Source organism: Vibrio sp. T3Y01, from assembly GCF_013114525.1.
In the GTDB taxonomy this organism is placed as follows: domain Bacteria; phylum Pseudomonadota; class Gammaproteobacteria; order Enterobacterales; family Vibrionaceae; genus Vibrio; species Vibrio chagasii_B.
This window is the reverse complement of record NZ_VTXJ01000014.1, coordinates 131,867-143,836: the sequence shown is the minus strand read 5'-3', so window position 1 is coordinate 143,836 and position 11,970 is coordinate 131,867. Positions and strand designations below refer to the sequence as shown.

The window sequence follows — 11,970 nt, the reverse complement described above, 5'->3', positions numbered from 1 at the left end:
TGATATTCAGGGCAGCTCTCAATCAGCTTTTCTATCTTTGCCTCTACTTTTTCAAGCTGATTTTTTAGAGCGGTTAGAATCGGAGTAATAGTCGATGAGATGTTTTTGGGTAATATTTGTAGTTGGTTTCTTTCCATGGTTTGCATGGTGAGTAGTTGGTTCCGCCTCGTGACTAAGTCACTCATAAGGCGTATTTTTTCGCTTTTTAGCTTGGTAAGTTCGGGCTGAACTCGTTCGGCATAATGTGCGATGAGTTCGGCATCTAAACGGTCGTTTTTAGCTCGTTGACCAATGGCTTCAGCAAACCTTTTAATACGTAGTGGATTGGCAACGACATAGGTAATTTGGCTTAATCACAGGCGAGTATGAAGGGCATTTCTAATCGACCTGTAGCCTCGATGACGACTTGTATTCATAATAAGCTAACTCTTGCTTGCAAATGCGGGCTCGAGACCCAGAAGACTATTCGAGTGTGGTGCTTGGAGTTCTATCTGACGTTCGTACTTGTTATCGGTCTCTCAATAGAGGAGCCACTGTTCAATCGAACTACTAGATAGAAGAACTTTAGTTGCAGCTAAAGTCTGGGTCTCACTTTACCCGATTGGAATGCTTATTATCCATACAAACTGTTTAAGAGTGATTCGCAACGTATGGCATTTTCACTATGCGTTGGTTTTAGTGTTTAAGGTTGTATGCGGCGGCATTGGTATTGCGTTGCTCACACCTTAACAGGGCGTTAGCTCTCAAAGGAAAGTTATGAACTCGGATTTAAAGAATAACCTAATAATGGCTCTAGTGGGGGCTATTCTTGCCTCTGCAGGATTTATCGCTAAGGGATACTTTGAGGCTGAGAGTGAAAAAGAGAAATTTGCTTTCAACCTACATAAAAAACTCTATGATGAGGGGGCTGCATCGATGGCTGCTCTCAATAATGCATACTCAGAACTCTATGCTTTATACAGTGAAGGCTATGGGCTAACTCCTTCTGAGTTATCTGAAAAACACGAAAACCTCCGGAAGTCATTAAAAGATCACTCAGATTATATTGGTGAACTAGAACGTTACGGTACTACAGGACAGATTGAAATAGCTAAAAATCATTTAGATTGGTTTTGGGGAGTTTATTTAGAACTGGATCTACAGTACAAGACTGCAAATCAAGTTGAAAAAAGGGCCAAAGAACTATTGTTAGTAGAAGACGTCGCATCTGAACATTTTGATTTTGTAGATAAGGCTCTTGAGTCTGAAATAGAGAGGTTGATCAGGAATGAAAATCGGATCTTTTATTCTATCGGTTGGTATAAAAAACCTGTGATAAATGGGATTGAGCAATATTTAAACTTGCAGTTTAGGGGGGCTCTTGGCTTGCCAGCAACAAAGGACATAGCGGAGAAAATCAACTCGCTTCCTGAATTGAGACATAAAAGCAACAATTTTGAGTATAAAGAAAAGAGGCTTCCATTTATGTTTGCTGAGGGACGTTCCTTCCAAGCACCGACATTAGAGTTTCAAGGTGATACTGACTTTTTCGAAACCAAGAATGATATTCTTGCTGCAAACGTAAAAATGAAGTTTATAGCTTCTGCTATTGAAAATGATAAGTGGCTCCAAGAGGAGCTAAAAAGAAGAAAAACTGCGGCTCAAAAAGAAAATGAGAGCTAACAAACTGTTCGAGAGGGATTCGCAACGCGTGGCATTTTCACTATGCGTTGGTTTTAGTGTTTAAGGTGGTATGCGGCGGCTTTTGTATTGCATTGCTCACCCCTTAACAGGGCGTTAGCTTACACAATTTAATGAAGAGTAAAATGGATACATTAACAGCATATAAGATACCTGTTTCGGCTCGTATTTTGGGAACTTTTTTAGACCATACGTACGTTGAAAGCAGTAAAGGGCATCAGTGGGGGTGTTTTGGTGCTTCAACAGGTGGTAGACCAACTGTTGAGGGAGTTGGTGACTCTGATGTTTCGCAATGTATTGCCCCTAATAATACAGGGCTTAAGTACGGTATAACAGGGGTGTGCCATCAAGCAACCAATAGATTACTTTCTCCTTCAAATGTTACTTTAGATGGTAATGTACGTGGGTATTTTTTATCTTATGCTACTTACAATGAATATGGACTTGACATAAATGAATGGCATGAACGTCAAGAGAAGTGTGCAGTAGGTAATCATAAAATCAATGACTACCCGTTACTAAATGCCTTATTGCTGCAAAAATCAATATTGGCTAGTGGTCAATCTAGTTTTAAAATTACCCCTTCATTTCAGTTGTCCAAAAAACATAATGCGGATGTGACTTCCCATACCAACAGATGGAAAAATAGATTTTTAGACCATGCTATTGACTACGTTCGCTCTAATACATCTTTGCAGTATTATGTTAATGAGGTTAATAGTGGAGCAAATGCTTATGTCCACGGTATCGCTCGAAACATTGGATATGGAAATTGTGCCTCACTGTTGGGTCAAGATATAAACCCTTCTACAAAACTTAAGTTACTAGAAATAGACAAATTTGAATCATAAGCTAACAAAGCATTTAATAATGATTCGTAATGCTTGGCACTTTCGCTTCACTCAAGTATAGCCAAGCGCCACTCACACCTTAATGCGGCGTTAGGCTTATCAGAGGAAATGTCTCAATAATGGACGATGAATTAGCTCAAGTCTTCGGGTATGAGAGCGCAGAAGATTACATGCGCTCGATGGCGGAACATGAAGAATTGCATACCAAATCGGAAAAACTCTACGGCAAACAACCGAACGAATGGCCAACAATAACAATTAATTGGGATTATCGCCCTGAATCTCAGCGATATTGCTTTGACGGTTTAAGTAAGTCTGAATTTGATGAATTTTACCCAAATGGACTAGTTTTAGGGCATATACCTCTAAGAGAGTTCGATAGATATTTGTGCCATTTTAGTCGTAGAGATGGAGATGAACTTTGGAAAATTGGCAGTCAATCTAAATTGGCAAAAATGATTATATATTTATCTGAGGGTAAACCAATCACGCCACCAGTCATAAAGCCTGTTGAAAATAATGAAGTCATTTTCCAAGGCGGGCATCATCGCTATGCTGTTGCAAAAGCTATTGGGCTCAGAGAAATCCCTATCTATGCGTATATAGAGGGCGTCGATGAATTAAATAGGTTCATGAACATACGTTGGGTATAAGTCTAACAATAAATTTAAGAGTGCTTCACAACGTTTGGCGCTTTCACTTCAAGCCAGTTTAGTATTTATGACACAATGGTTTTGGTTTGGTGGTCTGCGTTGCTCACCACTTTACGCAGCGTTATGCACATAGGAGGTAATATGCAGGAAAACTGGCAGTATTGGCTTACTACATTATTAGCAGTCTTGGCTTTATACAACTCATATAGAGCGAGAGTTGAAGCAAAAAAAGCAAATGAGTTAGTAATGAAAAATCAGCAAAAAAATGAGTTGAACCTGCATTATCCAGAGCTAAGGTTCACGATGAATATTGAAAACTATGAAGCTAATTTTTATGTTGAAAATAAGACTTCTGAACGAGAAACAGAAATAATCAGTTTCAAATGGTATATCGAAATGTCGGTTGGTAAACACGCGCTAAATGATGAAAAATTGAATGAAGTCCATGAAAAATTAATACCATTGGAAACTAAAAAATTAGTTTGTGGCAAGCTAAACCAACATCTTGCATCTATGCGGTATGCTATCGAAAATGCTGAAGCGGATGACGTATATATACGAGTATATGGTTGGTTGTACTCAAAACCAAATATCTATGATGCTGAAAAAGTAACAGAGATGCTTGAAATAAGATTTACTAAAACCAAAGATGGGATTGGCTTTATCTAATCACGCAAAATATGCCTAGCAAAGTGCGTAAGAGTGATTCCCACCCCTTGGCATTTTGGGTTTGATTCAGCTCCAGTGTTTACGGCACAATGATCTAGGTAAAGTGGTCTGCGTTGCTCAGCACTTAACGCGGCGTTATATTTTTGTACGAAATCACAACTCAGAAATATCTTATCCCTGTTTTAAAGTGTGAACTCTTTCCCACTTTATACGCTGTACAGTTAAGGGCGTTTAGATTGTAATGAGTACAGCGATTGTATAATTAGGTGGTAATGGTATGAACGTGTTGGAAAACCTTAGAGTACTCAAAAAAGACATGGAAAGTAACGGTTGGGTGATCGATGCGTTTCCGTTCACATTTAAAGCGGTACACTATATTGTACTAGTTAAGTTGTATGATGAAAATGATCCTAAAAGACCAGAATATGCACTTTTGGAGCTAGAGTTTTTGAAAAAAAATGACATTTCAGATAACTTGGTTGCTCCAGCGAATACCATGAGGCTTTTGATTACGCCTCAAGAACTACGAACGTATTTCGGTATTGAGTGGTCAGAAAATTTGCGTGATATTTTAAGTCAATTTTATGAATACCTCTCTGGCTTTATACCTTTATCTGTTGGTTTGCACAGAACTAAAGAAATTGATGTTGCTATGGTTGAATCGTTGTCAAAGAGTGATAGTGAGGATCCAAGAAAAGTATACTGTTTTTCAGCTAAGAGAAATCCGAACGATGGGAATAGAAGTCCATATAATGACAATAAAACGCGAATATTAAGACCAATTTTATACTCGAAACTATCAGGTGAACCTCAAGTAAGCTTTAATTACTCGTTAGAAGAGAGCAAGAAAAAGTCTGACTCAGAAATAATCAGTAACTTTAGTTCTAACCATAAATTAACCGCTAGTAGAAAAATATAACAAAGCATTTAAGAGTGATTCTGTAGTTGACCCGCTCTAGTGGACACCTTCAATTGTAATTGGAGGTGATTATGTCAGCTTATAAATCAGGTAAAAAAACTCAACAATATCTTACGGAATTTAAGGTAACTGCTGTCCGATTTTCGCTTCGAGAAGGATCTACAGTCAAAAGCGTGGTGGTAGTGTTGTTCACCCCTTAATTGGGCGTTTGGGCGCTCATAAAAAGGTTTTTCTACATGTTCGACTCTCTGATAGGTGAAATAAACGATATACAGCGCAATAGACTATCTAAAGTCTTGTTGGAAAATGGCAAACTTCGCTATCGAAACAGTCTAGATACTCGACAGAATGACTTGTATTGAATCTATACCAATTATAGTGTTGAGGAAACTCTTAACTCGGAACCTTGTTCAAAGAAGGGAGCTATCAATTTCGCTGATACAGCTACAGAAAACATGGGTTTTACTCTGCTATGTGATATAGAAATTGATGGTTTTCGTCTTGTATACAGTGGTATCGGAGGAGTTGGCAAAAAAGGTTTTGGCGGTTTGCGAGAGCGTATTCTGGAGGAATACCATGGTGGTAGTGGTACAGGCTCTCTTGCAATTAGAGATAGTTCGCTGTCTGATCTTTCTCGTTGGAGAGTTTCCTATGTGTTGTGGTCAGAAATTCATTTTAGTAAACCGTTTGACTACATTCTATTTTCTACGGCCATGGAAGGTTTGTGGAGGTTACATTCAGGTTGGCCTTTACTATGCAGCAAGTGATCCTTAGCAAGTATTTAAGAGCGATTTACAACGATTAGAGGCCTCACTCCCGTCCTATATGTGCGGTAATGTCCTACCCTAAAAAGTAACACTTTATGGAGGTCGGTATGAATATCAAAGAGTCTGATTGGAAAATCTTTTGCGAGATAAAGAGTGAAGCAGCGAAAGTGTTTTGTGCTCGTCAACTAGATGAAGCCATCAAAACGATTACTGATGAAGCAGAACCTGTAGGAGAAAGGTATAACTTTATGTACCAGCACTCCAAAGAATCTCAAAAGCAAATGAAGCTTATTTTTGATGGCCATTCTCGAAACCGTGCATTTATCCAGCTCATGCAAATGTGCGAGGAAGGTTTGGTTGCACCAGAACAATTCGAACGCCTTTCAGAGGAACTCAAAAAAGACATTACGAGTATTCTAGAAAGAAGAGCCTAAGGAAAGTTAGCTAATCAGGCCGCTTCTTTTTCATAGCTGCAACCATCTCAATATTACTCCTTTTATTCGCGAATTCGGATATCCGCCACAATTCTGCTTCGGTAACCTCATCTATACGAGTTTTATTATACGAGTTGTATTGAAAAACCTGAGAGTTACTCGTTTTTTCTCCTTCAAAACGCCGTTGATTTTCAAGAAATAGCACTAGAATCTGGGTTGAGATTTCTTTCCAAAAAGTGTCAACATTACTTTGTCAACAAAACCTCTCAATAGCCCTTTAAATCCGTGCACTCTAGGTGAGCTGAAAGTGTCACCTAGAGTGCACGAGGGTGGGGGTTACGGGAGTTTATGCTTGTGATGCGACCAGAGCCCCACCATCACAAATTCTTGGGCCAAATGCTTTAATATTTTAGGTTTGCATGGACGTTTGAGCTGTTATTCGGAATCCGAATCCATGATTTTTGGACAGATAAGCCGAGTGCTATGTTGTGAAAAATGAGTGTGCGGATCAGTGAATGCCTATAGGCCTTTAAAGTCTTAATACTGGATGAGTAGGTTTATTGGCTAATGGTTAGTTTAGGCGTGTTATGCCATTAAATGAGGGTTGTAGTGATTAAGCTGGGAGATGGTGTTAAGAATGGACGAAAGGCTAGAAGTGTTTTCTTGATCGCCCTTCAGTGTTGTTTTATTAGCCTGGAGTGTATTACGTGGTGGTAAAGCCCAATCCAATATACATGAATGCAAGTAGGCGGCTCTCAGCGCTAGCGAGTCATGCCAAAGTACTATTGTTCCTATTCTTGATGACTCTATTCGTTTAGAAGTGCGTACAAAGCCATATAGGTAACATTCTAGGTGCTAGTCGGTTTTGTCTTTTTGTTTGATTCGAGTGTTGAACCTAGTGAAAAAGCGGTCTAGTCTTACTGTTAGAAAAACTACTGTATAAGTCCACCTTTCGTCCACCCTTAATCCACCCAAGTAAGACTGGGATAAAGTGGGGAAGAGGAAAGTTGATTATTTTCAGTGTGTTGCGCGAGATTTACGACGTTTTTGAGGGCTCAAAAACGGTGAAACCCCGATGTTGGTAGCATCGGGGTTTCGAATTTTTAGATTTCTCGATTGGTAAGGTCGATTATCTTTTCTATGCAGAAGGCTGGATTAATCCAATCTATTCCTTGGTAGGGAATTAGATGCGGATGAAGTCCATGTGCTCAACTTTTGGCTTGTAAGCGTGACGTTGAACGTCTTGTGGCTTAACCTTAACTTCTGCGCCGTCAATCAGTAGAGTGATTGCTTCGTAGAACTCAGGCTTGTCCATTTGGTTGATCACTTCGTCGTGATTAAGTTCGATAGATACAGCTGCTGCTTCACCACCGTAGATTACAGCTGGGAATTTACCAGCGTGACGTAGGCGGCGGCTCGCACCTTTACCTAGTTCAGTACGTACTACTGCTTCAAATTTCATAGTTTTACTCTCAAATTAGTAAAAATTAACTTCACACCTCAATGCGACCTTGAGTATGTGGTAATGCTTAGGCAGAAACGAGTTCATGCTTAAGCGAGCGCGGATACTAACATCACATTTGAATATGAGCAAGTAAGAAGCCTATCACAAAGTGAATTTCCCTCGATATTTGGCTCGTTTGTAGATAAAACGCTCGCTAACCCTATTTTATCGCTTTCTTTGCTCTTCTGTCTTGTTCTTTTGCCTTGTTTATATCGTCGCGAAATCATCAAGTTAATGAACGGAAAATGAATGTTCGCCTAAGGCTTGGTTAATGCTTGGTTAGGTAACCTTAGTGTTAATTAATCAGCAGAATGAATAGGTGAAAAGATGGAACCGGTAAGTATTGTCGTTATTACGTTAAACGAAGAGAAACGTATTAGTCGCTTAATGGAAGAGTTGAGCGTGCAAACCCATCAAGAGTTCGAAGTGATCGTAGTCGACTCAAACAGTGAAGATAACACCCGAGAAGTCGCACAAGCCTATGAAAGTGCATTACCAAAACTGACAGTCCACCATATGCAAGAACGCGGTGTTAGCCTTGGTCGAAACACCGGTGCTGCTTTGGCGCAATACAACAGAATCCTTTTCTTGGATGCCGACGTAAGCCTGCCTCGTAACTTCCTTGCAAAGGCGCTTTATGAGTTAGAAGAAAACAAGCTTGAAGTTGCTGGCGTATACATGAGTTCAAAAGGGCTGCCACTGGTTCATAAATTCGGTTATGGGCTGTTTAATGCGGGCTTATTTGCGACTCAGTTCTTTTTCCCGACCGCGATTGGCGCGTGTATTTTCTCAACCAAACGAGCGCATGAAGAGATCGGTGGTTTCGATGAAGAGATTGTCCTGTGTGAGGACTGTGATTACGTAAAACGAGCGAGCAAAACATGGCGATTTAGATTCCTAAATATGACCTTCGGTTTTGATCCACGTCGATTAGACCAAGATGGTGTTGTGAAGACGGGTTCAACTTACCTTAAAGCCAATATAAGACGCTTCTTTAAAGGCGAAATGCGTAACAACGAAATGAACTACAAGTTTGGTCACTATAAAGAACAGTAAGCATTGAGGTTGTTATGTTTGATGGACTAGGGCTGTTCCTGGGAGCATTGGGTGATGCTCTCATTGGCCCAAACCTATTTGTACCGGGAGAGCCGTTTTTTATCGCTGCGGGCTTTCAACTGTATTCAGGTGCATGGATGGCGTTGGTGTTTGTAATGTTAGGTGGTTTCGTTGGGGATCAACTGAGTTACTTCATTGGTTTAAAGTGGGGAAGGACAGCCCAAAAGAAGCTAATTCAATTTCGACCAAAAACCAAAAGGCTGATCGCACGGTGTCGTTATCTCATTGCGAAAAAGGGCACATTCATCATAGTCGCGGCACGCCTTTTGGGCCCTATTGCTTGGGTTGTTCCTGTTATCGCCGGTTCTCATCGCGTTAAGTGGCACAGTTTTACGCTGTTGTCTTCGATAGGCTTATTGCTTGGCGGTGGTCAATTCATTGCTTGGGGTATGTTGTTGGCACATGGTGTCGAACAGTTTCCTTTATTAGGGGCGGTTAAGGTTTTCCTAAGCGAACACCAAAGCTTGCTGATTGGCTTAGTTGCAGTGACCATTTTTGTTGTTGTGGGCAACAAACTTAAATGGCGTAAGTTGATCTTAAAAACCAGCGCGTTTTTAGTGGCTTGGCTGTGTTACGCAAATTATGCCCATTTCTTCTGGAAAGCTGATGACTTTCAAAATCAACAAACATCGGCACAGATGAACTCTGTCGACTTACAACAAGTGACTTACAAAGCGTTTCCCGGGCTGTCTCCAATCTATGATGCGCAAGCGATCAATGTTGTTTATGTCGGAAAATCGCCTCGTGAACTCATGAACCAGTTAGGCTGGATAGAAAATCAAACGTTCTCTCGAAATGATATTGAATGGTCGAGTTACCTTACTCTCCTAAAAGATAAGACACCGCCTGTATCTGACTTGTATTGGCGAAACCAGCCACAAGATATGGCCTTTCAATTGCCTGGAAACCTGATGAAGAGAAGCCATATTCGCTGGTGGAATGCTGGGTTAGACAGAAACAGTAATCAAACAAAATGGTTAGGAGCAATCAGCTACGATGATGGTTTAAAAGTGACACCGTATTCTGGCATTGTCACCGTACTCCATAAAATAGATCCGAATGTTGATGAAGAGCGCGATCGGTTGGCGCAGCAAATTAAATCGACTTACCCGAATATGGAACTGGTCAATTTACCTCTAGCGAATGCACAAGTAATGAATGATCAACATGACTACTACACAGACGGAAAGATCTTAGTTATTGGTTCAACGACATACGGTGATGATTCACAAACCTTAGATGTTGCGGTGAATGATATATAAAGTGAGGCTTTAAGATGCTCTCCACCTCACCCCCGATAAATACGAACCTTGTTTGAATATCAATCAAACAAGGTTTTGTTATTTCTGCTTGTTAAAACCGACCCTATCTTGAGTGATTCTATCGTTCTAATAGTGTCAACCTTGTCTATTCTAATTAAGGGTGAACAAGGGCGAAAGCTAAGGACAAAGTATGCAAATGAATCCGGTTGGTTGGTTTGAAATCTATGTCGACGATATGGTGAGAGCCAAATCGTTTTACGAAGCCGTGTTTAAAGTGGCGCTAGAGAAGTTAGATAATGAAACGGGCATCGATATTGAAATGTGGGTGTTTCCTAGTGATATGGACAAATACGGGGCCACAGGGGCTTTGTGTTCGATGCCTGATGTTAAGGCTGGGGGCAACAGCACTATGGTGTATTTTTCTTGTGAGGACTGTGCCACAGAAGCAAGCTTAGCGGCTGCGAATGGTGGTGTTCTACAAGTACCTAAAATGGCGATTGGGCAGCATGGCTTCATCAGCGTGGTTATTGATACCGAAGGCAATGTCATTGGTTTACATTCGATGGCTTAAATTTGCAGAGTAAAAAAGGCACAGGATCAAAAAGGAGTTTATGCGTGATGCGTAAACTCCTTATTTTTATTAAAGGTATAGCAGCTGTTCGAATTTAGTCGTCTTAAGAGGCCTGAGATACCTTTAGAACAAGAGAGGCTTTCAAGCCACCCATTGAGCTTTTGCTTAGCGTTAAGTTTCCCCGGTAACTGTGTGCCATTTCATTCACAATATTCAGGCCTAGACCGGTACCAGGAGTCGTTTCATCCAACCTTACGCCTCGTTTGGTCACCTGTTCGAGCTTTTCTTCAGGGATACCTTGTCCGTCGTCTTCAATAATCAATTCGACATTGCCATCGGCCAGTTCATTAGCGTGAACGCGAATAATACTGCCCGCCCACTTATAACTATTTTCGAGTAGGTTACCGACCATCTCATCTAGGTCAGTTTTTTCTACAGCGACCTCAAGTTCAGAGTCCAGCTCATTGATCATAGTGACTTCATTGGCGGCATAAACCTTATCAAACGCCATCGAGATCGCTTCAACACGTTCACAAGGCGACGACTTCACCGAAAGGATGTTCATTGCACCTGCCATACGAGCACGACCAAGGTGGTAATCTATCTGGCTTTGGATCTGCTGAATGGGTTGCTGTAACAGTTTCTTCTCGTTGTCAGGCAGCATCTCTATTTCATTTTTCATCACCGACAGCGGCGTTTTTAATGCATGAGATAGGTTCCCCGCGTGGTTACGTGCGCGCTCCAGTAACTCTTGGTAATGAAAGAGTAGGGCATTGAGGTCAGATACCAATGGAGAAACTTCTTTTGGGTAGTTATCGCTTAGCCCTTGCTGTTCACCCTTTCTCAGCATTACCAACTCACGCTGCATCTTACTAAGAGGTAATAGAGACCAGCTCACTTGAATACCAATTAACATCAGAACGCCGACAAACAACAACATCAGGATCAACCATACTTGGCCTGTTAGTTCTGCCAGCGTCGACTCTAAAGGATCTTCATCAATACCGATTGTGATGGTGATAGGGTCGCTGAGTGAAGGAAGGTAGATATCTTGCTCGATATAAATCAGTTTCTCTTTTTCAGGCCCTTTAACGGAAGTGTGAATAGGAGAACGCTTGATGGTGAGGTCTTTGTCCCATAAAGAGCGAGAACGAATGATTTGATCTTGGGTCGAGGCACGCCAATAGATACCGCTATATGGTTGGTTAAACCTTGGGTCAGACAGGCGCTCCGCCATGATTAGGTTACCATTGTCATTGGTTTCAATGTTCGCGGTGAGCTCGTCCATGGTTAGGGCAAGTTGCTGCTTCATGTCGTCGACAAGGTAATCGTTCACCAGTTTTGGTATACCAACGCCAGCCGCTAATATCATCGCACCTAGCCAAAAAGCCGCAGCGAGAAGCAAGCGGCTTTTTAGACTGATGTTTTTAAGTGTTCTTTTCTTTAGGTTCATGCATTTCCAGCCTGCCTTTGCTCATCGTTATCGACTTGTATTTCGATGATCAGTACAGGCTGTCCACTTAGTGGGTGAGTGTGCTTGATTT

General features: G+C 41.1%; 11 protein-coding genes and 1 pseudogene. 9 read left to right on the top strand and 3 right to left on the bottom strand.

Going from position 1 to position 11,970, the window contains the following annotated elements:
* Positions 1-409, bottom strand: a pseudogene (locus F0232_RS16125) (transposase); the annotation flags it as partial.
* 347 nt (positions 410-756) lie between these two features.
* Between F0232_RS16125 and F0232_RS16115 the strand changes: the two are divergent.
* The 6 genes from F0232_RS16115 to F0232_RS16085 all read left to right on the top strand — a co-directional run bounded on the left by F0232_RS16115 (position 757) and on the right by F0232_RS16085 (position 5,973).
* Positions 757-1,662, top strand: coding sequence for a hypothetical protein (locus F0232_RS16115; RefSeq protein WP_171750872.1), 906 nt, complete (start codon positions 757-759; stop codon positions 1,660-1,662).
* Between the two features lie 143 nt (positions 1,663-1,805).
* The gene (locus F0232_RS16105; protein WP_171750871.1) at positions 1,806-2,531 is read left to right on the top strand and encodes a hypothetical protein; all 726 of its coding nucleotides are present in this window, start codon (positions 1,806-1,808) and stop codon (positions 2,529-2,531) included.
* Between the two features lie 119 nt (positions 2,532-2,650).
* The gene (locus F0232_RS16100) at positions 2,651-3,184 is read left to right on the top strand and encodes a transcriptional regulator (RefSeq protein ID WP_171750870.1); all 534 of its coding nucleotides are present in this window, start codon (positions 2,651-2,653) and stop codon (positions 3,182-3,184) included.
* A gap of 141 nt (positions 3,185-3,325) precedes the next feature.
* Entirely contained in the window at positions 3,326-3,853 is a 528-nt protein-coding gene (locus F0232_RS16095; RefSeq protein WP_171750869.1) for a hypothetical protein, read from the top strand.
* A 277-nt stretch (positions 3,854-4,130) separates the two neighbouring features.
* The gene (locus F0232_RS16090; RefSeq protein WP_171750868.1) at positions 4,131-4,772 is read left to right on the top strand and encodes a DUF6037 family protein; all 642 of its coding nucleotides are present in this window, start codon (positions 4,131-4,133) and stop codon (positions 4,770-4,772) included.
* Between the two features lie 874 nt (positions 4,773-5,646).
* Positions 5,647-5,973, top strand: coding sequence for a hypothetical protein (locus tag F0232_RS16085; RefSeq protein WP_171750867.1), 327 nt, complete (start codon positions 5,647-5,649; stop codon positions 5,971-5,973).
* Between the two features lie 1,183 nt (positions 5,974-7,156).
* On the opposite strand, the gene rplY is transcribed toward F0232_RS16085, so the two are convergent.
* Complete coding sequence (gene rplY / locus F0232_RS16080) at positions 7,157-7,435, bottom strand: 50S ribosomal protein L25 (protein ID WP_008222501.1); 279 nt, start codon at positions 7,433-7,435, stop codon at positions 7,157-7,159.
* 369 nt (positions 7,436-7,804) lie between these two features.
* Here rplY and F0232_RS16075 point away from each other — a divergent pair, with 369 nt between their 5' ends.
* From F0232_RS16075 to F0232_RS16065, 3 genes are all read left to right on the top strand, one after another.
* Positions 7,805-8,533: a glycosyltransferase gene (locus F0232_RS16075; RefSeq protein WP_105059321.1), complete on the top strand. Its 729-nt coding sequence runs from the start codon at positions 7,805-7,807 to the stop codon at positions 8,531-8,533.
* A gap of 14 nt (positions 8,534-8,547) precedes the next feature.
* Entirely contained in the window at positions 8,548-9,855 is a 1,308-nt protein-coding gene (locus F0232_RS16070; protein ID WP_105059322.1) for an LssY C-terminal domain-containing protein, read from the top strand.
* Between the two features lie 190 nt (positions 9,856-10,045).
* Positions 10,046-10,426: a VOC family protein gene (locus tag F0232_RS16065; protein ID WP_061031669.1), complete on the top strand. Its 381-nt coding sequence runs from the start codon at positions 10,046-10,048 to the stop codon at positions 10,424-10,426.
* 103 nt (positions 10,427-10,529) lie between these two features.
* Here F0232_RS16065 and F0232_RS16060 read toward each other — a convergent pair whose 3' ends face one another.
* A complete protein-coding gene (locus tag F0232_RS16060) occupies positions 10,530-11,879 on the bottom strand; it encodes an ATP-binding protein (protein ID WP_061031668.1) in 1,350 nt (449 codons plus the stop codon).
* Between the last annotated feature and the right edge of the window lie 91 nt (positions 11,880-11,970).

Excerpts from the sequence above, each read along its gene's own strand:
- F0232_RS16070 (WP_105059322.1), top strand. The coding sequence starts at position 8,548 with ATGTTTGATGGACTAGGGCTGTTCCTGGGAGCATTGGGTGATGCTCTC.
- F0232_RS16100 (WP_171750870.1), top strand. The coding sequence starts at position 2,651 with ATGGACGATGAATTAGCTCAAGTCTTCGGGTATGAGAGCGCAGAAGAT.
- F0232_RS16065 (WP_061031669.1), top strand. The coding sequence starts at position 10,046 with ATGCAAATGAATCCGGTTGGTTGGTTTGAAATCTATGTCGACGATATG.
- F0232_RS16060 (WP_061031668.1), bottom strand. The coding sequence starts at position 11,879 with ATGAACCTAAAGAAAAGAACACTTAAAAACATCAGTCTAAAAAGCCGC.
- rplY (WP_008222501.1), bottom strand. The coding sequence starts at position 7,435 with ATGAAATTTGAAGCAGTAGTACGTACTGAACTAGGTAAAGGTGCGAGC.
- F0232_RS16090 (WP_171750868.1), top strand. The coding sequence starts at position 4,131 with ATGAACGTGTTGGAAAACCTTAGAGTACTCAAAAAAGACATGGAAAGT.
- F0232_RS16105 (WP_171750871.1), top strand. The coding sequence starts at position 1,806 with ATGGATACATTAACAGCATATAAGATACCTGTTTCGGCTCGTATTTTG.
- F0232_RS16095 (WP_171750869.1), top strand. The coding sequence starts at position 3,326 with ATGCAGGAAAACTGGCAGTATTGGCTTACTACATTATTAGCAGTCTTG.
- F0232_RS16115 (WP_171750872.1), top strand. The coding sequence starts at position 757 with ATGAACTCGGATTTAAAGAATAACCTAATAATGGCTCTAGTGGGGGCT.
- F0232_RS16075 (WP_105059321.1), top strand. The coding sequence starts at position 7,805 with ATGGAACCGGTAAGTATTGTCGTTATTACGTTAAACGAAGAGAAACGT.
- F0232_RS16085 (WP_171750867.1), top strand. The coding sequence starts at position 5,647 with ATGAATATCAAAGAGTCTGATTGGAAAATCTTTTGCGAGATAAAGAGT.